Origin of the sequence: Paenibacillus sp. 7523-1 (assembly GCF_002276415.1) — a bacterium.
In the GTDB taxonomy this organism is placed as follows: Bacteria; Bacillota; Bacilli; order Paenibacillales; family Paenibacillaceae; genus Paenibacillus; species Paenibacillus illinoisensis_A.
The window spans coordinates 24,288-46,724 of sequence record NZ_NPBR01000003.1 but is presented as its reverse complement, the minus strand read 5'-3'; the positions used below and the strand labels follow the sequence as shown (position 1 = coordinate 46,724).

General features: G+C 46.6%; 18 protein-coding genes. 4 read left to right on the top strand and 14 right to left on the bottom strand.

The window, feature by feature from the left end; all coding sequences use genetic code 11:
• The first annotated feature begins 324 nt into the window (after positions 1–324).
• Positions 325–1,152, top strand: coding sequence for a helix-turn-helix transcriptional regulator (locus CHH60_RS01870; protein WP_095357635.1), 828 nt, complete (start codon positions 325–327; stop codon positions 1,150–1,152).
• Positions 1,153–1,438: 286 nt separating this feature from the next.
• Positions 1,439–1,669 carry a cupin domain-containing protein gene (locus CHH60_RS01865; protein ID WP_441339376.1) on the top strand — a complete coding sequence of 77 codons (231 nt, stop codon included), beginning with the start codon at positions 1,439–1,441 and terminating at the stop codon, positions 1,667–1,669.
• Positions 1,670–1,912: 243 nt separating this feature from the next.
• Here the strand turns inward: CHH60_RS01865 and CHH60_RS01860 are convergent, their stop codons facing one another.
• Positions 1,913–2,368 (bottom strand): DinB family protein, encoded by a 456-nt coding sequence (locus CHH60_RS01860; protein ID WP_095357634.1) that lies wholly within the window; start codon positions 2,366–2,368, stop codon positions 1,913–1,915.
• Between the two features lie 247 nt (positions 2,369–2,615).
• Between CHH60_RS01860 and CHH60_RS01855 the strand changes: the two genes are divergently transcribed.
• Entirely contained in the window at positions 2,616–3,254 is a 639-nt protein-coding gene (locus CHH60_RS01855; RefSeq protein ID WP_095357633.1) for a nitroreductase family protein, read from the top strand.
• A 144-nt stretch (positions 3,255–3,398) separates the two neighbouring features.
• Positions 3,399–3,824 carry a MarR family winged helix-turn-helix transcriptional regulator gene (locus CHH60_RS01850; protein WP_095357632.1) on the top strand — a complete coding sequence of 142 codons (426 nt, stop codon included), beginning with the start codon at positions 3,399–3,401 and terminating at the stop codon, positions 3,822–3,824.
• A gap of 106 nt (positions 3,825–3,930) precedes the next feature.
• Here CHH60_RS01850 and CHH60_RS01845 read toward each other — a convergent pair whose 3' ends face one another.
• The 13 genes from CHH60_RS01845 to CHH60_RS01785 form a co-directional block, all read right to left on the bottom strand.
• Entirely contained in the window at positions 3,931–5,388 is a 1,458-nt protein-coding gene (locus tag CHH60_RS01845) for a S8 family serine peptidase (RefSeq protein WP_095357631.1), read from the bottom strand.
• 128 nt (positions 5,389–5,516) lie between these two features.
• Complete coding sequence (locus tag CHH60_RS01840; RefSeq protein WP_095357630.1) at positions 5,517–7,829, bottom strand: stalk domain-containing protein; 2,313 nt, start codon at positions 7,827–7,829, stop codon at positions 5,517–5,519.
• Positions 7,830–8,094: 265 nt separating this feature from the next.
• On the bottom strand, positions 8,095–8,499 hold the full coding sequence (locus CHH60_RS01835) for a VOC family protein (protein ID WP_095357629.1): 405 nt from the start codon (positions 8,497–8,499) through the stop codon (positions 8,095–8,097).
• Positions 8,500–8,780: 281 nt separating this feature from the next.
• Complete coding sequence (locus CHH60_RS01830; RefSeq protein ID WP_095357628.1) at positions 8,781–10,061, bottom strand: MFS transporter; 1,281 nt, start codon at positions 10,059–10,061, stop codon at positions 8,781–8,783.
• Positions 10,062–10,605: 544 nt separating this feature from the next.
• Positions 10,606–11,397 (bottom strand): SDR family NAD(P)-dependent oxidoreductase, encoded by a 792-nt coding sequence (locus CHH60_RS01825; RefSeq protein WP_095357627.1) that lies wholly within the window; start codon positions 11,395–11,397, stop codon positions 10,606–10,608.
• A gap of 381 nt (positions 11,398–11,778) precedes the next feature.
• On the bottom strand, positions 11,779–12,987 hold the full coding sequence (locus CHH60_RS01820; RefSeq protein WP_095357626.1) for an MFS transporter: 1,209 nt from the start codon (positions 12,985–12,987) through the stop codon (positions 11,779–11,781).
• Between the two features lie 72 nt (positions 12,988–13,059).
• Positions 13,060–14,274, bottom strand: a complete 1,215-nt coding sequence (locus CHH60_RS01815; RefSeq protein ID WP_095357664.1) for a M24 family metallopeptidase — start codon at positions 14,272–14,274, stop codon at positions 13,060–13,062.
• 18 nt (positions 14,275–14,292) lie between these two features.
• Positions 14,293–15,114: an ABC transporter permease gene (locus CHH60_RS01810; protein WP_095357625.1), complete on the bottom strand. Its 822-nt coding sequence runs from the start codon at positions 15,112–15,114 to the stop codon at positions 14,293–14,295.
• Entirely contained in the window at positions 15,107–16,024 is a 918-nt protein-coding gene (locus CHH60_RS01805; RefSeq protein WP_095357624.1) for an ABC transporter permease, read from the bottom strand. Before CHH60_RS01805 ends, CHH60_RS01810 begins: the two co-directional genes overlap by 8 nt.
• Positions 16,021–17,139: an ABC transporter ATP-binding protein gene (locus CHH60_RS01800; RefSeq protein ID WP_095357623.1), complete on the bottom strand. Its 1,119-nt coding sequence runs from the start codon at positions 17,137–17,139 to the stop codon at positions 16,021–16,023. Before CHH60_RS01800 ends, CHH60_RS01805 begins: the two co-directional genes overlap by 4 nt.
• A 57-nt stretch (positions 17,140–17,196) precedes the next feature.
• On the bottom strand, positions 17,197–18,333 hold the full coding sequence (locus CHH60_RS01795; RefSeq protein ID WP_095357622.1) for an ABC transporter substrate-binding protein: 1,137 nt from the start codon (positions 18,331–18,333) through the stop codon (positions 17,197–17,199).
• A 59-nt stretch (positions 18,334–18,392) separates the two neighbouring features.
• Positions 18,393–20,381, bottom strand: coding sequence for a hydantoinase B/oxoprolinase family protein (locus CHH60_RS01790; protein ID WP_095357621.1), 1,989 nt, complete (start codon positions 20,379–20,381; stop codon positions 18,393–18,395).
• The gene (locus tag CHH60_RS01785) at positions 20,378–22,423 is read right to left on the bottom strand and encodes a hydantoinase/oxoprolinase family protein (protein ID WP_095357620.1); all 2,046 of its coding nucleotides are present in this window, start codon (positions 22,421–22,423) and stop codon (positions 20,378–20,380) included. The genes CHH60_RS01790 and CHH60_RS01785 overlap by 4 nt, the downstream gene beginning before the upstream one ends.
• Positions 22,424–22,437: the final 14 nt, after the last annotated feature.

The window sequence follows — 22,437 nt, the reverse complement described above, 5'->3', positions numbered from 1 at the left end:
GTTTCCTCACTATTCTATATTTAGTAGCTAATCCGAGTCCGATCGATTTTGACATTAGACACGCTGTCGCTTGCCTCATAATACGTGCTTCAACGCCAGCGTAAATGATTCACAGACAATACAGGAGCACCAATGTCTCAAGGTGATCCTGTTGAAAAAATTCTCATGTTATTTAATTTCTGAACTCATTCTATTATCCCGGTGAGCATTAGTACGTTCGTTCTTGACAATGATAATCGTTATCAATAATGTGAATATAGGAAATACATTGATTAATTAACTTCAAAATTTGATCACATACTACTATTGAAGTGAGGTCGCACTGTGAACATAAACATCAATCTACTAGCAGAACACTTTGCACAAATTCCTTTTCAAGTAGAAGGAGTATACCGATATGGTAATACATCTGGAGTGCCCTACGCAGATTATACAGATTCTTTCCCGGGATTTGTGTTCCCCTTGACAGGGAAAATACAATTTCATTTTAATGGAATGCCTTATATTTTTACGCCAGGGAAAATTGTTCATGGGGGGGCGAAAATGAAACTAGAACAAACAATGTTTGGTGACACTTACTGGGAGTATATTCTTGTGTTATACCGGATACATGACTCAAAATTAAAAGAGTCGTCCTTTTCTCATCAACATTTTGAATTGCCAACCGGAGATTCCACCCGTCTAACCGAATTAATTATACGCCTTTGGCATGTGTATAATCAGCAAGGTGGAATTTCGATGTTTCAGACAGAAATGTTGTTTCGTGAAGCACTAAATGAAGCATTATTATGTGCGGATAACAGGCAAACTAGCAGTGAATCACATGCCTTATTCCAAAGTGTATCGAAATTCATACATGAACACTATTATCAAGGTCTTACAATATCATCGCTCGCAGAGCATTATGACGTTAATCGAAATCGCCTTTCTTATGTGTTTAGAAGACATTCTGGTATGGGGCCCGCAGAATATGTACTGAAATACCGCATTAACATTGCGCAAAAAATGTTATTTACAAGTGATGTCTCAGTACAGCAGATTGCAGAATCTGTTGGAATTACAGACCCCTTTTATTTTAGTAGAGTGTTCAAGAAACAATTTGGTCTTTCTCCAACCGAGTATAGGCAGAGATTCACCAATAATCCATGTTAGTTTCAACAGGCATCCATTTTAAACTGAAAATAAAAATTATATGCTAATAGCAAGCCAGGAAAACAAGATGTCTGGAATATTGCGTATGTAAAAACGTAAATGTCTGATCATCCCAAAGTGATATGTTACGGACCCCAGGTGGTGAATCGCCAATTTCAGTGTTTGCATTCTTGTGAAGCAAAGTACATAAAAATAAGGAGTGATTATTATCCATTATAAAGTTATTAAACTGAGTGAGGAACTATCTACAATTCATGATCAATGGACTCCAAAATTCATTGGTGAAATGAATGACTATCAAATTAAGCTTGTAAAGATTGCCGGAGAATTCGATTGGCATGTTCATGAAGAAACAGATAAGGTATTTTTCGTGATCGAAGGGGAAATGATCATTGATTTTCGTGATAGTCAAGTGAAGATTTACAAGGATGAGATGATTGTTATCCCGAAAGGAATAGAGATCAAGCCATCCGCCATAAAAGAATGTCATATCATGTTGATGGAGCCAAAAGCTTAGCAAATGCCGAGTATACAGCCGTCAAAGGTCTTTGAACCTCATGGTTTGTTTGTGGCAAGAACATCAGTGAGCTGATTCAGAACATTCATTTACCTAAGAAAGGAGCTGGTAGCAGAAGCTCCTTTCTATTTTTTTCAACTCTTTGGTTATTAGCCGTTATTCCCAGTACTTTTTTATTGAGCTACCTTTAAGTGTTATCTCAAAGCCACTTCAATTCAGTGTATTGGTGATTATGAGCCGCCGTTAAAGCCTCGCAAACGTGATGTAATCGATTGGGACAGGCTCTGCCGATTCAATTCGAAGCGCTTGGTTGATCTGTCCCCGGTGATATTGCCCATGTAAGATAACCTGTGACAGAATGTCCCGGACGGACGTTTGAAACAGAACCCCGCTCTGGTTCGCGTAGTCGAGCATCTCATCCAACTGGGATTCATCAATTCCTTCTATATAGACGCGATATTGCTTGGCGTTTTCTTCGAACATCGACCGAATCACCGAGAGGTCTTCAGCCTCCTCCCACAACGAATATTGCCCGCTGCCCTTGCCATGCAATCGGGATAGCCAGACACGTTCTGCAACCGCGACATGCCTAACCAGCTTTAACAGGTCTTTGTTCCTCGTCTCACTTTTCTGAAGCGCGTCCAAGATTCGTTCGTCGGCCCAGTAAAGATGCTCCATCATAGCCTTAATTGTCTTCATTTCGACAACCCTCTCTTCTTCTCATCACTTTAAATTCACCAATTACCTTCTAATCAACTACATTCGACAAACGCTCATTTTCTTATTGTGCAATTGAACAATACAATCGTTCATCTCATAGTTTGGCATATTTTAACAGAATAAAAAAGGTTGAAATGATTCAAGAATTCAATTATATTTGACATATCAACTATTGACTAGTCAAATATTGATGCATCAACTATTAGATAAAGGGAGAGAAATGATTATGAAACCATCTCAAAAAACAAACGATTTTAATGAAATTATATACGGACGCCGCTCGATTAAGACTTATGATCCATCCGTCAAGATTACCAGAGAAGAAATGACTCAAATGATCAACGAAGCGAGCACTGCTCCTTCCTCCATTAACATGCAGCCTTGGCGTTTCCTTGTTGTGGATACACCAGAGGGAAAAGACAAACTCGTGCCACTGTCCCGCTTCAACAAAGAAAAAGTAGCTCAAGCGTCAGCTGTTATTGCGGTGTTTGCGGACAAAAACAACTTCGATTATGCCGAAAACATTTATGGAAAAGCCGTTGAACTCGGATTAATGCCACAGGATGTGAAGGACTTTCAGTTGAATGCATTCAAACCGATCTATAACAGCATGTCTGATGCTGAAATGAACGATGTCATTATGCTTGACTCCGGTCTGGTTTCCATGCAATTGATGCTGGTTGCCCGTGCGCATGGATATGACACCAATCCAATTGGTGGATATGAAAAAGATCAAATTGCCGAAGTGTTTGGATTGGATAAAGAACGTTATGTACCCGTCATGCTGCTGACCATCGGTAGAGCTGCGAGCGAGGGATATACGTCCTACCGCCTGCCAGCAGAAGAAACGACATTCTGGGCTTAATTCAAATAAGCTGCATGCCATAATGCGATCAGCCATCACATTGTGATATAGTTGCCTTTAGCTGCTGAATGTCTTGGAAGAGATGTGCCTTGGTTACCAGGCTGCTTTTCCAAGATATTCGGCACCATTCAAGGAGGGGCACACATGAATTGTTCATTGGAGCAAGAAAACCTATTAATTCTACTTAAAAATATAAGCAATCAGCTGAAACCCAAATTTGAACGTTGTACGGGGATCAGTTCCTCACGATATGTTCTGCTGTATCATCTCTATATTCATGAAGAGGTGACTCAAAGCCATTTGCAAAAAGCCATTCACATCGACAGTGCTGCCATTACACGCCATTTGAAGCAGCTGGAAGCAGATGGTCTCGTATCAAGAAGACGAAATCCCATTGACCAAAGAGAAACCTTCGTTCGGTTAACTGAACAAGGACTCACACATATAGCCAACTTCAAACAGGATCGTAACGAGTTCGTTCATCAGATGCTGCTTGATTTCAATGAGGAAGAAGTTGCCATGATGACAGACATGCTCGCACGTATGCAATTCAATATGAAAGATATGTAACATTTAATGGAAACGGTCTGGAACTGCCGAGGTTGGTCAATCTTATGGAGATCTTTACGTCCTATTAACGTAACGATTTTTATAGACCGTTTTCATCTGTTCTTCTTCACATTAAATTCTTGGATTTTTTTAACCACTGCAGTACCTTACTTGCCTTTTCTTGTATCAAATCCGGATCATGCGTCTTTTCCAATTGAGGAAAGGATTCAACATATCTAGTTAAGTATTCACTAACAGACCAACGGACTGCCCAATTGCTATCTGTGGAACATGGAATCCACTTGGATACTTCTGACTTATTCGTATTTTGTAACAATCCGTGCGCATACCAACCGCGCACTCCTCCCTCGCTTTCCTCGCTTAATCGTTTCCAATAGCGCCTTCTCTCATATTCGTCTTCTGGTTTAGCTAAGGCGTAGACTGCTATTTTCCTTATTACATCGGATTCATCTTCAGCATACTTCCATAATTCTTGTCGAGTTACGATTTGTTGTTGAACAAGTTTGGATAAAGCTAACCCCCTTTCAATATCATTTAAAGATTCTATAGAATGGTCATCGCCAGCAATACGGACACTCGATACACATTGGTTTGCTTTTTTCAGGTTGACCTGCATTTCTAAACTATGAATTACATTACCTACATTTATTCTTGGTGCATTATTTTTGTAATCTTCTATTGGATCAGCATTCTCAATCAATTTACTACGTAAGTTTTTTGTATTTAATTCTGGATATTTAGAAAATAAGTACGCAGCAATACCCGTTACGAGCGTTGCTGCACCGGAAGTTCCCCAATAATATGATACCTGTTCTTCTCTCTGCTTGGACTCACAGAAAGGAAGCGTTAGATATACTCTTGGAGCTAGAATATCTGGCCTGAAATGTCCATCTCCATTCTTGCCAAACGGCTCATCGGGATAAGGCAAATGCAGGTGACTCTCCGCCTTCCCACGATCATTGAAACCGCCCACAGTGAAATATTCGATAGGCGGCATAATGTTTCCCAATCTGGTATTGCCGTTTGAACAGATGACCATCAAACCTCTTTGGACTGCAGAATTTAAAGCTTGAACTGTTGAATTCTTATGAGTTTTCTGTAGGAGTACAGGATTATCCGAAGCATGCCAACCTGTGCATAAAATTATTTTGATATTCCAGTTTGGCTGTTTCAGGACCCAATCCATTCCATATTTTAAACGCTCACCTTCACCTTCTCTGAAAGCACCATGGTCAAGCACAATGAAGTTTGCAGCAGGAGAAAGACCTACATGTGTTTTTCCTTCTAAAAAGAAAGGTTTATGAGCCAGGGTTAATATGGTCATCAAGCCATGTTCACCAACTTCCTCATCTAGCTCACCTGAAGATTGGAATGCAATATTATTGCAATTTATAGTTAGATCATTTTCGACAGTTACGTACTTAATTCGGTCACCCAAGTGGCGAATCGTATGATGGGGCTTCATTTTATCAATGATTACTACTCCAATATTATGGCCGGAATTATGAAAATCCGGTGGTTCCATAAATCCTAACCTTGCCCATGTCGGATCAGGAAATGCCATCGTTGTTATCCCCCTATATCTTCTAACAGCGATTGTATAACAGAAAAGACTCCCTAAGGAGTCCCTTCTTTCAATGCTTAAGCCTAACAATATATTTGTTATCACTCTGGTCCATAAGATCAACTACACTACTTCTCCATTGGGAGCGGTGTAAAGAGCAGGTTAACTGGCAGGTTGCTTCCTGGCGCTGCTGAGAAAAGAATCGTTACACTCTCCGAAGAGGATCCTGTTCGGTAAAGTACGCTTTGTTCACTGGACGTGTTGATCGATATGCTACCATCGACAATTTGTACAACTTGACCGTTCACAAGTGCTACTCCAAAGTACTTTCCTCCACGTGGGTTAAACGAAATCAGTGTACGCGGAGCCACATTGCTTAACGTGATTTTGTATAACACCCCAAAGTTACCTGCATTGGATGCATCCGTGTAAGCCATTGGATCCGTTCCAACCAAATTCGGGTCGCTTGCATTATCTCCAAGGGGTAAGCGTGCAGGCGTTGCTCCCACTTGCTGGTCGTACGTTATAACACGAGTTGCATTCGGGTATGTGCCACGGTTGTGCACACCGTCACGATCAAGCACAGGCAGCGTTGGTAACGCTTCGAACGGGTCTTTATTTTCTTCGACCAGAATAACGTTATAATCCAGAGAATAATCGCTGAATGCATCCGAATAGAGTGAAATCACTTGTCCTTCTTTCATCGGAGTTTTATTAAGTTCGGTCAAAATCAGTTTACTTTCCCCAGGTTCAAAATATTCTTTCTTTTGATCCGCTCCAGTCTGTATAGACCTGAACCATTTATCAATAGACAATTTACCAGCCACAGTAGCAAACGGAGTCGGTCCTGCGAAGCCCATATTTTGCTGCTCGAATACTGCCGGATATGGGTTGTTATTTGTTGCAATAACATACATTTTTACTCTTTTGCCTGTATTGTTCACATGGTGAATCATGAAGCGCGTCTGCCCCGAAGAAGACTCTTGGTACACAATGCCTTCCGTATTAACTGTTTCCGGACTGTTGCTGCGAATCAGCAGACTTGCTTCATCCCTATACGTATAAGGCACTTTCTCCATGGAAGTCACTTCGCCACCATTGAAGGTGAATTTCTGTCCAACCGGTGTGAAAAGTAAATTAAAATCCGAGAAATTATATAACGTTTCATTGGTTATGTTAATGACTTTGGAATACGTATCAGTAGCCCCATGGTTATCAGTGACGGTCAAGGTCACCGTTTTGGGTCCAGGTTCAAAGAATGCGAGCGGATTGTTATCCCAAGCCGTTTTCTCAATCTTGCCTTCATCATCTGTACTTTGATCCAAATACGTTATTTTTTCGCCCATTTTATATTGGTCCTTGTCCGTTGTGAACATGGCTACAGGTGGAAGATTAGGCTGCAAAATTTGAATGGTAACCGAATAGGGATCACTCCACTGGCCGTTTGAATCCTGAACTTGATATGAAATGGTATATGTACCCGCTTGATCAAACGAATCCTGACGACCTGTCCAGCGTTCGCTCGTGATCTCCAGACCGTTTGGCGAACTATAGGAAGTCACATAATCCACTGGATCTCCCGCAAAAATTTCCTTTTGGGAAATCACAAAGCTTGCAACAGGTTTCTTATGTAGATTGAGCACAACGGTTTTCGCCGACTGATTCACTTTGTAGGAAATGTTCAGCGCTTGAGTAATGGAAGTTAACGGCACCATAAACGTATTTTTTTGCTGATACGCAGGTCCTTTCATCGTTCTGGATTCACCATTAACGGTATAAACCTTGCTGTTTGTTTTGAATCGGAGCTCATTGTCACCACTGATAATAATGGTCTCCTTGGTTTTGTTATCGTATTTAACTCCGTATCCCACACGATCCACCAGTGCACGAATCGCAACATAGGATACACCGTTTTTGACAGTCATTGGCTGGCCTGCAAGATACGATTTTCCATCCTGCTCCATTTTATTGCTGTTCATGTACAATATAAGGTCTCCACCTGATGTAACAGCAGTGGAATCTCCTGTTGCAGGTTGTTGCTCGACTTGAGCTGGAGTAGCTGGAGTAGCTGGCGTCTTGTCATCCTCGGCAGTTCCCTCCTGGATTGCAGAACCCTCCTCGGATTCATTCGTTGTTGCTGCTTTATCAGTAGTATCCGGATCATTTTCTGCCGCCGGTGTTGTCTCCACGACTGCTGATTTGGAGGCTTCTGTGTCTTCTTCAGCAGATTCAGCTTTTGATGATGCTGTGCTGCTTTTTATTTCCACTACATTCTCGGTATGCTGCTGCTCTTCCTTAATGACCTCTACGGATTCTACTTTGGCAGGCGTTACAACTGCTACATCCCCTTGATCCACGGGTTGTGCGCTCGCCGAACCGACTGTAAATGCTTGAAGTACAGCTACAGCGGTAAATATGGACATATTCCTCTTCAGATTCATTCTTCGTTTCTTCCCCTTTCGTTTCCTAGCAAATTTGATTCTATTAAAAGTCATACTATTAAACGCTCGAATACGGAAAAAGTTACTAAATAAATTGAATATTATGGATTTGGTGCAGCTATTTTCAATGGGGATGCTATTCATATAACAAGATTATTGAGTCATCTCTAGCTCAGACACTATCCTTTCGTTAGGTTAGAAGTAAATCAAAAACAGCTGATCCTATTGATCAGCTGCTTTGATTCGGTTTACTAGTGTTAGACTTTCAACCTCTACTGCTAAACCGTTTAATCGCTTCCTCGGTCACCGGCTGGAAGAGGTTAATGAGATTGCCGTCGGGATCACGGAACAATATCGCACGGTTCCCCCACGGCATCGTGGTCGGTTCCTTCACCCAATCATCAACAATGGGCTTCAAGCGTTCGTATTCAGCATCGACATCGTGAACACGGAACTCGAGGATGACACTGCGATTATCGGCAGCCACTGCAGAACCAATACCGAACAGTGGTACCGTCTCGGAGTGACCTATAGCCAGAGTGCACGAAGGCAGAACGAGTTCGGCAAAGACTGGCGCGGAACGTTCCGCTGTTATACCCATGACTTCCTCATAGAACTCGACAAGACGATCCACGTCGTCAGTAATCACACGTACAGAAGCAAAATTCATAAAAGTACATCCTTTCTCTTCTAAAAGATAAATACCATATCATCTTTGGGTTAGAATAAGCTTTCCATCCTACTGGTTTACTTCATGAATCATAAAAGAACGCTACTGACCACGGTATGTCAGTAGCGTTTACACCTCATAACTTCTTAGATCTTTAAATTCTTAAATCATTCAAACAGATTCAGATTTCATGTATTAAAAAAGGCAGACTGCCATTCCGCAGACTGCCCGTGTTTTTAGAGTTAACGTTATCGTTTCTTAATCATGGTACATGGCATAAATTACCCGCTTATATGGGTATGATCGGCTTGGTCCCGGAAAGCCCGGTAGCTCAGTAAACCTACCAGGAGTGCTAGAATGGTCAGTCCGGCCGCGAACAAATAGAGATTCACAATCCCGATGTATTCGGCAAGTCCAGCCATGCCCAGTAGCGAAATACAAAATACGAGATGCATAAGTGAAGCTTGAGCAGATAACACCTTGGGCAGCAGCTGTTTGTCTACACTATGCTGAATCAATGTGCGGCGGTTAATCACGGAGAGTTCCGCGAAGGGCCCCATTAACATGACTAAAATAAGAGCGACAAAAGGCTGCGTGTTAAGTGCATAAAGCGCGGTCAGCACGCCATATCCAGCCATTCCAATCATCATCACTATTACATAACGGTTACCGATGGTCCGTGCCAGTGCCAGTACCAGCAAACCACCACCTATGGTCCCTGCGAAATAAGCGGCATTAATAAATCCCCACCATTCTTCGCCTTGACCAAGTGCAACTTGTACAAAAGCAAGGGTAAATGCACCTACCCAAATGGATGCCCCGAGCATGTCGATAATGTCCATAAAGGTTAGAACCCTCAGACGAGGCTTTTCCCATATCATTTTCCAGCCTTCAGTTAACGTATGCCATTTGGATATGCCAATTTCCGGTATGGCATTAGAAGAAAGTGCATCTAATTCCTTTTCTACTACATCCGATCTCACGGGTTCTTTGACACCCAGCGTAAATACCGCGGCCAGACCGTAAATAACAGCGGTGAGCAATAAAGTGGGGCTAGCTCCCATAAATGCAACGATGATACCGCTTAGTCCCCAGCCTGCAAATTGCACGATCTGGTCGCTGACGCTAAGCAGTCCGTTGGCTTTAAGCAGACCTTGCTCACGCAATACCAAACGTGGAACAAGTGCATTACGAGCCGGAGTTGTCCATCCATCGAGAAAAGACATCACGAATACTAGCAAAAATACTATAACAAGTGATGAAGCCTCTCCGTTAAACTGCAAATAAACCGCCAGGCCAATAAATAACAAAAATTGTCCCACTTGCGACATTAGTAGAAGGTTGGACAACTTGAAACGATTAATCAGTAATGGCGCAATCAAGCTGCTCAACATTTGGGCTCCGCTGCGCATTAGCGGCATCAGTGCTGCCGACACAAGAGAGTCAGTTCGATCAAGGACCAGCACTGTAAGTGCCATGATGTAAAGCACGTCTGCTGCATTCGCAGCAGTTTGGGTTGTCCATAGAAAATAAAATGGACGGGTTAAATCAGATGACTTCATCGAAGCTTATTCTCCATTTCTCCATAAGTTACTTCATAAAACAATATAATCGATATTACAATCAAAATAAGATTACGGCACTTAAAACCGTTTTACAACAAAAATCAATACAAAAAATATAGATAGTAGCAGCAAATCACCGTATAGGTGGTACACCTTATACCAATACATAGAGGTCACCCTCCTATCTAACTAGTCCTGTCAAAACAAAAAAAGCCGCAAAATAGCGACTTCCAACACATTGCTAAGATGCGATCAGAAAAGGACCGTTAATTAAAGACGACATGGATATCTTCTGGATATCCATATGATACTCTTACAAACTGTGTATACAACGATAACGGTACAGTGAGACAAGTTAATTGCATTCCAGAAGCAATGTGAAGCTAACAAAAAAAAGGCGAGCCCTTAAGCTCGCCAACATGTGACTTTCAAGCACTAGATGATTTGAATAACTTCTACTGTACCAACATCCCATCATTGAAAATGAACATACCCGCAACCGAGAATATCAGCTATACATTCGTTTCTAAGCCGTGCATGTTTAGTAAATCGTTGGAACCATTCCTCCATCCATACGAATCGGTGAACCTTTAAACGGTGCTGCATAAGGGCTGCATACGAATGTAGTAAGTCTACCGATCTCGCTCGGTCTGATGAAACGCTGCAGCTCGGATTGCGGAAGATTCGCAGCCATGAATGTTTTTTCTTTTTCCTCAAAAGTCATGTTCTCATCCTGATAAACGCTCTCGATAATCTGTTGTACATTCTCCGAAAGTGTTGGTCCAGGCATGATTGTATTGACCGTTACTTCCGTTCCCGCTGTCAGTTTGGACAGACTCTTCGATAACGAGAGCAGCATGGATTTAGTAACGGCATATTGCGGCATATGACCTGGCATCACGGCTTCTTCACTCGCTATGAAGACGATTCGGCCAAATCCGCTGTTCAGCATAGCCGGCATATAAAATTTGGTCAGAGCATTTGCGGAAAGCACATTGGTCTGAATGTATTTTTCCCACACGGCGTCATCTACATCGTAATAAGACATGATCTCATAAATCCCGGTGTTATTTACCAAGATATCAACCTGCGGGAATTTTGCAAACAATGCTTCGCGCTCAGCAACAATAACGATATCAGCTGCCGCATTTTGAGGCGAAGTATTCGGATACGCCAACTTGATTTCTCTGACAACACGTTCAACATCTTCATGTTTCCGTCCATTAATCAGTACGTTGACCCCTTCTTTAGCCAACTCGTTGGCAATTGCTTTGCCTATTCCTTTCGTGGAACCTGTTATCAACGCTGTTTTGTTATTTAAACCCATATCCATGATGCATTTCTCCTCTGTTCTGGTTGATTAATGAATATTCATTCTTTCTGAAGGCATATCTACTGCACGGATCTAATGATACGCTCCACAATTCGATGTGTAACTAGCAGAGAGCGACAACAAACTAGCAGATCACGCCTTTCTCGAATGATACGTACCAGAAAACAAACCAGGAGATCTGGGGAACTGAATCCACTTGTTTACAGATCAAAGGTACACATCAAAAAACCGTTGATCTTGAGATCAACGGTTCAAAAAATAATAATTTGTTTCGCATAACTGTTATGTTCTTTGAGAATCTATTAAACACCCTTCATAACCGAATCACTATGGATTTCATTTGTGAATGGCGTTCTGATCTTTGACATCACAAGTTGTCTCTCAGTATATCGGAGTGCCGGTCGTCTGTTGTTTTTGACCAATCAGGAGAAAACGGCATAGCGCAAAGCCTGCCACAGCGTACGCGCCGATCATGCCAACAATGCCGATCCATCCAAAATGGCTGTACAGGTATCCCCCACCAGTTCCACTAACACTGGAACCAACATAATAAAAGAATAAATACAGGGCATTTGCCTGCGACTTATGATGGGCCGCAACAAGACCGACCCAGCTGCTGGCGATGGAATGTCCACCAAAGAAGCCGAAGGCGAACAAACCGAGACCCACAATTTTGATCCACAATGCCGGATGCACGGTGCAGATAGCACCCGCCAGAATGATCGCAATGGTAATGCTAAGTACATGGGACCGTCCATAACGGTCGGCAAGCCTGCCCATCCAGGTACTGCTGACTGTGCCCATAAGATACACAACGAAAAGACTTCCTACCAAGGATTGGCTGAGATGATACGGAGCACCGGTCAGTTCAAAACCGATGTAATTAAACAGCGTAACAAAGCCCCCCATTAGCAAAAAGCCCAGCCCATACAAACTGAGGAGCCGCGGATTTCGGCATTGTGACCATAGAAGAGACAGCGCCTTGGTTAATCCCGGAGAAGTCTTGATAAAATTCCGTGAGGGCGGAATGACCAACCAGAAAACAACAGCTGCACACAGGCCAAGCACACCGATATATCCAATGGCTGCTCGCCAACTGAACCAGTCCGTGATAACTCCACTTATAAACCGCCCAGCCAGACCCCCGATGGAGTTGCCACTGATGTACAGCCCCATGGCGTACCCCAAACTAACAGGTTCAATTTCTTCCGACAAATACGTCATCGCCGTGGCAGGCAGACCCGCAAGTGCCACGCCTTGCAGGACGCGGAGCAGCAACAAATCTGTATATCCCTGGCTGAATGCGCTCAGAATAGCGATGATCGAAGATAGCACCAAGGATGCCGTCATGATAAATCGCCGCCCAAGGGCATCAGACAACGTGCCGATAAACAACATGGTGATAGCCATGGCCACCGTTGAAACGGAAAGCGTCAGGCTCGATTGTGCCGGAGTAATGTCAAATGCCTCACTAATCTCCGGCATAAGAGGTTGGAGACTGTATAACAACGCAAACGTAACGAATCCTGCGGCAAACAACGCAAGGCTAATGTTTCGAAACGTCTTGGTTCCCTGCTGAATCATTGAAATTCCAACTTTCTCGGCAGGAAAGCTCCTGATCGGCAGCTGCCTGATCGCTTGCTCGAAGCCTTCCGGGATTCGTTATTTAATGAATAATTTGCGCTCCATATGCGTCAGAAACTCATATCCGTCTGGCGTTACGACAACCGTATCTTCGATTTGAAAGCCACCTGCGCCAAGCTCGTAATAAGGGACTTCCACGCAAAGTACCATACCAGGCTCCAGTATGTGCTGGTCACCCGGGGAAATGGTCAAGTCGTCATACAGCTCGAGGCCGATCGCATGGCCCACATGCTGTCTCCGGTAATGAGGGATGCCTTCCTGCTGTACGCGGGATACAGCCGCATGAAATATATCCGATGCTCTGACACCAGGTCGTACGGTTTCTAAGGCAGTTTCCCAACCGCTCTTCACCGCATGAAAATGTTTTTTCATCCAAGCCGTTGGTTCACCAGCAACGACGGTGCGGCCCGTATCCCCCCAGTACCCGTCCAACTGCATGCATAGATCGAAGCGGATCTGGTCACCCTGCTCGATCGTGTGGAAATAATTCTCGATCAGCGGCAGGGCACTGCGCGGTCCTGCTCCCACGGCTGTCATCGCTGGTGTACCGCCCGCACGCATCACAGCGATCCGGTAATGATCGGCGAGTTCCTTCTCGTGCATGCCTGCCGCTATCAGATGAATCAGCTCCTGCTCGATTCGTTCATTGACCTCTGCCGCGTGGCGCAGCCGTTCGATTTCGAATGGTGTTTTGACTAGCCGGATATGCCTGAACAATTTATAAGCAGGTACAACAGCACCATCTGGCAGTGCGTCCTGTACCTGTGCCATAATATCCGGCGCAATCCGCATTTCGTCGATACCAATAGGCTGGTTCTCGATGCCGAGGTGTTTCAACGCAGCAAACAGGGCATCTGCTGCCCCTTGGTGAATCACGGTCGTTTGCAGCAAGGAATAGAACAGATCGATGTCTGCGGTGGATGGTTTGCCTTCAATCGTTCCCTCAACGAAGAAATCGCTATAAGCAAAAATGTCAACGTTGGTGATACCAAACTGAGCAACGACGCCCAGACGATTCGTCGGAATGACGATGCACGGCCTTGCAGAACGGTCAGCGGGTAGTATGGCATAGATCTGCATCGTCCAATTGCTGGCACGCAATTGCGATCCGATGACATAATGGATGTTTTCCGGCGTCGTTGCGATAAGGGCTTGTAGTCCCTTCGCTTTCATTACTTCATCTGCACGGTCCCTGTTTAAGCCTGAAGCTTCGGATGGTTGCTGTAGTTCCATGTTCTCAATTCCTTCCATTTATTTTTTTCTGCTACCAAACCATCCTTCGAGCCCCGGAATAGAGTGAAGCACCAGCTTGATGGCCAAGAATAGTGCCAAGGCTCCAACAATCAATACGACAGATACGGCTGCGATCGTTGGATCCTGCCACTTCTCCATATAGAGGAATAGCTGGATTGGCAGTGTATAGCTGTCCTGACGAAGAAGCAGCAATGCAGCTTCGACTTGATCAAACGTAAATACAAAGGCGATCGATCCAGACAACAACATAGCGAATTTGAGCTGAGGCAGCGTAATGGTAAAAAAGATCCGCCAAGGGCTTGCCCCCAGATCCGCCGCAGCTTCCCGATGGACGGGCTTCAGGTTGGCCAGTGCACTACCCACGATGGTGAGTACAAACGGGAGTACAATGACGGCTTCGCCTAATACAAGTCCAAACAATCCACCTGCGATGTGCATTTTGGAGAACAGAATCAGATATGCAATACCCAATGTGATTTTGGGCATAACCATGGGCGATACAAAGAAAGCTCGCAGCAACCCCGTACCCGGAAAAGGATACTGCACGATGGCTACCGCAGCGAGCGTGCCCGTCACCATTGCCAAAATGACAGCTCCTGCTGAAGCAATCAAGCTGTTTTTGAAAGCATCAAGAAACTGGGTTTGTTCCTTCAGGTTGGCGTACCATTCTAAGGTGAACCCTTGAGGCGGAAATTTGCTTGCTGAACCCGAGCCTATGGAAGTGAATGCAATCATTAATAGTGGAAGCAGCAAGTATATGGCGACCGCTCCAACGAACACCGTGAGAAGCCATTTTGTCACACGTCCCGATTTAACCACGTGCACGTCCTCCTTCCCGGGAACGGCGGAACATAAGCCACTCCGCTCCTTTGTTGACCAGCAACGATACCACGACGGACGACACCAGCAGGAATAAGCTAGCCACTGCCGCCATCGGCCAGTTGGTGTCCAGTGTTCGCTGGTAGATGAAGACCGGCAGCGTCATTACCCTTCCCCCGCCGATTAGCTGAGGGGTCGTGAATGCCGTCAGGCACAAGGTAAATACGATTTGGATTCCGCTTGCAATACCTCTGGCCGACAACGGCAATGTTATGGTAAAAAAGGTCCGCCAGCTTCCGGCTCCGAGATCATGTGCAGCTGCTTTGAGTGAAGCATCACTCTGGGAGAGCACATTCAGAATCGGAAAGACCATAAAGGGCAGGAAGATGTGTACAAGCGCAATGACTACGCCAGTCTCGTTGTTCATCATATTGAAGCCTTCCTCGGTCATGCCCAGATGAATGAACAGCCAATTCATGAAACCCTGCTTGGACAGAAGCAGCTGCCAGCCATAGGAACGCACGACCGCGCTCACGAGCAGAGGCAGAAACGTAAGCAGCAGCAAAAACTGCTTCCATCCCGGCTTCTTCAAGCCCGCGATGCAATATGCGAGCGGATAAGCGAGCAGCAAACTCCACGCGGTTACCTTGAACGCAATGCGGAACGTATTTCCAATCAGTTTCCAATAATATGGGTCCGTCAGAAAAGCCCGGTATGTGCCCCAGTCCCAGCCGCGAACCAGTTTGCCATTGTCGTATATGTCGAAACTGTATCTTCCGAATATCAGCAACCCGCCGAGATACACGATGCCCATCAACAACAGCGCAGGCAAAAGCAGAAGCAATTGGGTCGTCCATTTGCGATTGCCGGACGAGTATATATTGACGACCTTGTCGGTAATCCGGCTCATGATGCCGCACCCGTGCCTGAATCTGCGAGCAGGAGAGCATCGTCTGGATCAAAACCCAGCTGGACTGATTCGCCCGGGGAATATCGCGTTCCTCCACGTTGATGCGGTACACTCGCCTGAATGCGAAGATGATCCAGCGTTTCGATGACATATCGGATACTTGCCCCGCCATATACACTCTCAATAACGCGACCGTGCAATTGGTTTGCACAATGGGCCGCCTCTTCCCCTAGACGAATATACTCGTAACGGATGGATAAGGAATGTTTCGCCCCTGGCCGGAATGAAGCAGGTTCTTCATTGCTTCCGGCGAGCAGCGAATGTCCCAGAATGCTTACACGTATTCCATTTGAATCCGGCTCGACAACCGAAACCTCCAAAAGGTTGGTATCCCCGATGAACTTGGCTACAAAGCTGTCGGCAGGTCTTTCATATATTTCATCCGGCGTTGCGTATTGAAGCAGCCGACCTGCACGCATAACGCCGATGCGGTCAGACATGTTCATCGCTTCACTCTGATCGTGTGTGACGAAGATGAAGGTACCGCCGAATTCCCGCTGGATGCGTTTCAACTCCCGCTGCATATCAAGACGCAGCTGCATGTCCAGCGCGGAGAGCGGTTCATCCAGCAGCAGCACTTCCGGTTTGTTGATTAATGCTCTCGCAATCGCTACACGCTGTGCCTGTCCGCCAGATAGCTGAGACACGGCCCTTCTGCTGTAGTCTCCAAGTTGTACGAGTTCCAGCATCTCATGGACCTGGCGTTTGATTTCTGCTTTTGGGGTCTTTTTCACCTTGAGTCCATAAGCGATGTTGTTGAATACATCCATATGCGGAAACAGTGCCAACTGCTGGAAAATCATATTGCTGTTCCGGCCGTATGCAGGAACACCCGTGACATCTTGCCCACCGAGCAGAATGATTCCGTCGTCGGGTTGTTCGAGCCCACCCAGCATTCGAAGCAGCGTTGTTTTGCCGCAACCGCTCGGACCGAGAAGGGAGACGAACTCTCCCTTGTTGACCTGAAGCGTGACTTGATCGACGGCAGCCCGTCCGTCATAGATTTTTGTAACATGCTTTGCCTCAATCGAGACGGATTGGTGCTCATTGCTCATCTTGGATCCTCCTATTCCTGCCTGGTAATCATCTCGTCTATGTTCCAGGCGACCATGTTATTGAAGATTGGTTTTCACGAGACGATCCCACAGGTCCTTCCATGCGGAGCTGTTCCGAGCGAGTACGTCCCAATCTGGATTGATGCCATTGCTCTGGGTCTCAACAGAGAACGATGGATCATCCTTGTATTTATCCGGTACAGCAGCGGCTGTGCTGGTCACGGGTGTGCCGGTTGCTTCGGCGTAACGTGTCAGCGCGTCTGCACTCAGCAGCTCATTGATAATTTCGTTGGCCACACGTGTTTGTTCCGGCGTCGAACCTTTCACGACCTGGAGCGAGTACGGAAACGAGATTGCCCCTTCTTTCGGATAGGCTACCGCCAGCGGTGAACCGCCATCAATCCAGGTTTGAGCGACTTGCGCACTGAATGGTGCAATGAGGGCATCACCGGATTCGAGCAATGCTTTTAACTGGTCGTTGGATGTAACGAGCGTGCCGACTTGATCACTGTGGTCAGCCCAATATTGAAATGCAGGTTCAGGATTGTCGTAGGATGCGCCGATCTCTTCTCCTTTGGTTGCAATCAGAGGTGAAATATAGGAATAGAACATGTAATCCCATAATGCCGTTTTGCCTTTGAATTGCTCGTTATCCCACAGATCATTCCAACTGGTTGGCGGCGTAGTTACCAGATCTTTGTTGTAAACCAGGCCGAAGCTGGATACGCCCCATACGATGCCTTTGTTGTCAGGCTGGTGAAATTGTTCAGGAATGTCCTTGATGTTTGTTACGATGCTGGTATCCAGGGGCTCCCACATGTCATCGTTTACGCCTTTGGCTGTGGCATCTGCATTAAAGTAACCGAAGTTGACGACCGGATTGTTCGGATCAGCTTGTTTGCCTGCTACCATTTTGGGATACATGATCGCATTGGAGGATTCCTCGAAAGTAACTTCAACGTTAGGGTGTTCCTTGACATATTCCGCAACCACTTCTTTAGGTACGACGTCCTGATTGGAGCCTGCCCAGATAAACATGGTCAGCTTGATTTTGTCACCGCTGCTATCCGAAGTGCCCCCATTCTCTGAAGCGGTTCCCGAGCTGCTCGCTCCGCCGCAGGCTGAAAGAATAAGTGAAGCAGTCAGCGTTAATGAGGCCAAGCTTAAAAAACGTTTGCGTTTTGATTTAAACATACGAATTCCCCCATAAGATTAGTTGGTTTAATACCCATACACCTTCACATTTTGTAGGCTTACATACGACCTGTTCCCTGCAGTCCGATGCTGTTCCTTAATCCGCTCACGGTGGAGGCAATTTCCTCTGTTGTCACGGACAGTCCATCCACATGCCTTTGTTCCAATATATCCATCGTACGGCGCTTCAGGTAATCCCGAAGAGCAAGCGGATATTCCTTTAACGCTTGTCCCAACGTCAGCTGCATCTCATCGCTCCAGATGGCTTCGAATTGGTCTCTGGTTGGACCATAACTGAAATCTTCCACATTGATCTGCATAGTCGCCCGCAGTGATTGCGTTTCGGACTCGTTAACATTCGTGCCCTTCACGACGACGCCATAAAGTTCCCGTGCTTTTGCGATGGAAAGCAAACCACTTCTAACGTCTGCGAGCACGGACTGGACATTTCGATTTAAAGGATCTCCATATCCTCCTCCTCCTTGGGACAGGAAGGTCACCGTATCCCCAGGCTGCAGCAGCAGTTCGTCGATTCGGCCAAGGTCTCTCTCTTCGGGAAGCCCCTCATTCAGAATAGCCTCTCCATGCGTTCCAACATCGCCGCCCATTCTGCCCCAAGGCTGAAATTCCATGCGCTCCATGTTGCGTGCCGTCATGACCGTGTCTGGTGTGACGATTCTAACCCGCAAGGCGATCCCGCTTCCGCCGCGATATTCCCCGGCGCCAGCGGAGTCTTCGCGAAGCCCGTAATGTTCAATGAGAACTGGCATCTCGGCCTCCACCGTTTCTACCGGAATGTTGCGCAGATGACCAACGGCGAAATCCATGCCGTCAATGCCGTCTTTCATTGGTCTTGCTCCGGAACCACCGCAGATTGGCTGGATGACCCCAACCTTTTTCTTTCCGTCATTTGCATCCGTCATCGCCATCATGACGATACAGGCTTGGCCTGCTCCGGCCGCAGGCACTTTACTGGCCTCGGCTTTGCTAAGAGCACCCGTAATCACGTCCATCAGACGGATAAACGTAGCTGCTCGTGCGCCGACAGCGGCCATCGGTTCCGGATTCAACACCGAGGCTGGTGGCGCATAATTGCTCACCATACGGATCATGCCGGAGTTCCATGGAATTGTCGGGTCCAGGGTGCGGAAATAGCGAATCAACGCAGGTACTAGCATATAGTGGCCTTGCTGATTATGCGTCGGAATATTAAACGAAGCCCGGACCTGAGGGTCGGTGCCGCTGAAATCGAGATGAATGTTGCTATCTTCGATTGTCATTTTGCAGCGTAAACGGATTGGATATCCTCCGGGTCCCTTTTCGAGATAATCCCAGAAATCGTAAGCTCCATCCGGAATTTCACGAACGATGGCACGAGCCTTCATTTCGGCATATTCAAGCAATTGCTCGATGCCCTGCTCAATCCGTTCCGCGCCATAACGCGCGATCAGTTCGGCAAGCCGCTGTTCACCCCGATTTAAAGCAGCCATCAGTGCCTTGAGGTCCCCAAGGTTTTGCTCTGGAATCCGGCTGTTATCCAGAAACATTCGCATAACCTGCTCGTTTAACACGCCTGCTTCATATAACTTGACAGGGGCGATTCGTATGCCTTCCATATGAATATCGTATGCACTTGGAGAGACACTTCCAGGTACCTTACCGCCAACATCGGATGAGTGAACGAAACACATCCCGTAGGCAATGATGCGCCCCTCGTGGAAGTAAGGTTTGATGAGATGAATGTCGGGAAGATGGGTTACCATGCCTTGGGTCACATAAGGATCATTGCAGATGACCAAGTCTCCTTCCTGCCAATCCTCAATGCTGCGTATCGTTGCTTCTGCTGGAATACCGAGCGAAAGGTTATACCCTGTTTCCAGCGGTGAACCAAACGTCTCTCCGGAAGGAGACAACAGATAAGTACCAAAATCACCGGTCTCTTTTACAAAAGCGGTAAATCCCGTTCGCAGAACGACGTTTGCCATCTCTTCGACCGCCGCTTGGATTCGATTGTTGAAAATTTCCAGAAATACCTTGTCTGCGATCATTCCGCCGCCTCCCCGATCAGATTGCCATGCGCATCCCTTCTTACGTTATAACCTGGAGGAACAAAAATGGTCGTATCGTATTCCTCCACAATGACTGGACCCGGAATACTTGCTTCCAGCGGGATCTGTTCCCTAGTCAGCACTTTCGCCGTTCTACGCGCATGATCGAACGTTATCGTTCGTTCCTCTGCTCCTCCGCCATGACTGACTTGGGCATACGAATCCACGCTTCCATGGCTTGGTACGATGCCGACAATTGTCGCCCTCAGGCTGATGAACATCACTTCGGATTCTGGCTGGCTGATTCCGAACACATTATGGTAGAACGCATGGAACTTCTCCTTGGCCTGTTCAGGATCGGCTATTTCCTCCTGCGTTAGTGCAATCTCCAGATCAAAGGCCTGTCCTTCGTATCGCATATCGGCACTATAGAGACAGTAGACGCTCTCGAGTTCAACACCGCCACGTGCCTCTACCTCTACCCAGCTTCGCCCCTGCTGCTCCAGATCTGCATAAAAGGAGGCCAATTCTCCACTTACTAATGCATGGCTGCTCTTGTGCAGCGATAGGACAAAGTCATTTCGGAGATTTGCCACCGTGCAGCCCATGGCACAAAGTGTTCCAGGAGCAGGTGGCACAAGTACACGCCGGATCCCGACTTCCCGGGCCATTAGAAACGCATGCATTGGTCCCGCTCCTCCGTAAGCCAGCAGTGTGAAATCACGCGGATCAACACCCTTACGAGCCATTAGAGGCGAAAATTGGGCGTACATATTCGCTGTGGCCACATCCAGAACCGCCTGTGCGGTCTGTGATGCGTCAAGTCCCAGCTTCGTGCCGACCGTATTCAGTGCACGTTCTGCGAGCTCTGGATGGAGTCTCATCTGACCACCAAGGAAACGATCTGCCTGTAAAATACCAAGCTGCAGGTAAGCATCCGTCGTTGTCGGTTCCTCGCCACCTCGGCCGTAACATGCAGGTCCGGGATAGGCTCCGGCGCTGCGTGGACCAACCTTGAGTACACCGACGCTGTCGAGCCATGCAACCGATCCACCTCCTGCGCCAATCGCCGTAACGTCAACTGCCGGCAAAATGACAGGAAAATCACCGACTTTGTTTTCGGTTGAATACGCTGGCTCCTTGTCAATTAAAGCCACATCCACACTTGTGCCGCCCATGTCGAACGTGATGACTTGATCAATGCCGGCCTTCCTGGCAATATGCGTCGCTGCAATGACACCTGAAGCCGGACCCGAGAGCAGGGTGCGAACAGGTTCACTCGCAGCACTTGCCGCTGTCATGATGCCACCGTTGGACATCGTGGAGAGCAGATTTGCTTTTAAACCGTACTGGTGAATACCTTCCTGCAGCCTGACAAAGTACGAACCCATGCGTTCACCCACATATGCATTCATGGCCGTTGCGAGTGTCCGTTCGAATTCACGCTGCTGCGGCCAGATGGCACTACTGCGGCAAATGAACAACTGCGGATGCCGTTCCCTGATGAGCTCTTCAGCTTCCTTCTCATGAGCAGGGTTAGCGTAAGAGTGCATAAAGCTGATCGCCAGTGCGGTAATGCCTTCGTCCACCAATTCGTCAACCGCCTGCACCAGCTGATCTTTGTTGAGTGGTTGCAGTATGTCTCCACTAGCTAGAGCGCGTTCTTCAATTTCTTTGACGAGATATCTCGGTACGAGCGCCTCCGTTTTATCACCGTACAGGTTCGTCGTATCCTCCAGGCGAAGTCTTCGAATTTCGAGAATGTCCCGAAAGCCCTGGGTTACGATCAGCCCGGTTACAGCTCCATTGCGTTCGATCAACGTGTTCACACCAAGCGTCGTGCCATGCACGAACATATCGATATCGCCAATGTCCACACCTTGTTCCTGAAGCTGATCCAATGCATTAAAAATAGCCCGTTCTGGCGCTTCTGCGATAGATGGCGTTTTCAGTGCAGCCACCATCCTGCCTTGCCGATCCGTCACCAGTGCGTCCGTGAACGTGCCTCCGATGTCGATACCCAAGCGATAGTTTTTGTCCACAAGTTCATCTCCCT

Bases quoted from the DNA above. Each gene is read 5' to 3' on its own strand.
- CHH60_RS01865 (WP_441339376.1), top strand. From the start codon at position 1,439: ATGAATGACTATCAAATTAAGCTTGTAAAGATTGCCGGAGAATTCGAT.
- CHH60_RS01860 (WP_095357634.1), bottom strand. From the start codon at position 2,368: ATGAAGACAATTAAGGCTATGATGGAGCATCTTTACTGGGCCGACGAA.
- CHH60_RS01855 (WP_095357633.1), top strand. From the start codon at position 2,616: ATGAAACCATCTCAAAAAACAAACGATTTTAATGAAATTATATACGGA.
- CHH60_RS01850 (WP_095357632.1), top strand. From the start codon at position 3,399: ATGAATTGTTCATTGGAGCAAGAAAACCTATTAATTCTACTTAAAAAT.
- CHH60_RS01845 (WP_095357631.1), bottom strand. From the start codon at position 5,388: ATGGCATTTCCTGATCCGACATGGGCAAGGTTAGGATTTATGGAACCA.
- CHH60_RS01840 (WP_095357630.1), bottom strand. From the start codon at position 7,829: ATGAATCTGAAGAGGAATATGTCCATATTTACCGCTGTAGCTGTACTT.
- CHH60_RS01835 (WP_095357629.1), bottom strand. From the start codon at position 8,499: ATGAATTTTGCTTCTGTACGTGTGATTACTGACGACGTGGATCGTCTT.
- CHH60_RS01830 (WP_095357628.1), bottom strand. From the start codon at position 10,061: ATGAAGTCATCTGATTTAACCCGTCCATTTTATTTTCTATGGACAACC.
- CHH60_RS01825 (WP_095357627.1), bottom strand. From the start codon at position 11,397: ATGGATATGGGTTTAAATAACAAAACAGCGTTGATAACAGGTTCCACG.
- CHH60_RS01815 (WP_095357664.1), bottom strand. From the start codon at position 14,274: ATGGAACTACAGCAACCATCCGAAGCTTCAGGCTTAAACAGGGACCGT.
- CHH60_RS01805 (WP_095357624.1), bottom strand. From the start codon at position 16,024: ATGAGCCGGATTACCGACAAGGTCGTCAATATATACTCGTCCGGCAAT.
- CHH60_RS01800 (WP_095357623.1), bottom strand. From the start codon at position 17,139: ATGAGCAATGAGCACCAATCCGTCTCGATTGAGGCAAAGCATGTTACA.
- CHH60_RS01795 (WP_095357622.1), bottom strand. From the start codon at position 18,333: ATGTTTAAATCAAAACGCAAACGTTTTTTAAGCTTGGCCTCATTAACG.
- CHH60_RS01790 (WP_095357621.1), bottom strand. From the start codon at position 20,381: ATGATCGCAGACAAGGTATTTCTGGAAATTTTCAACAATCGAATCCAA.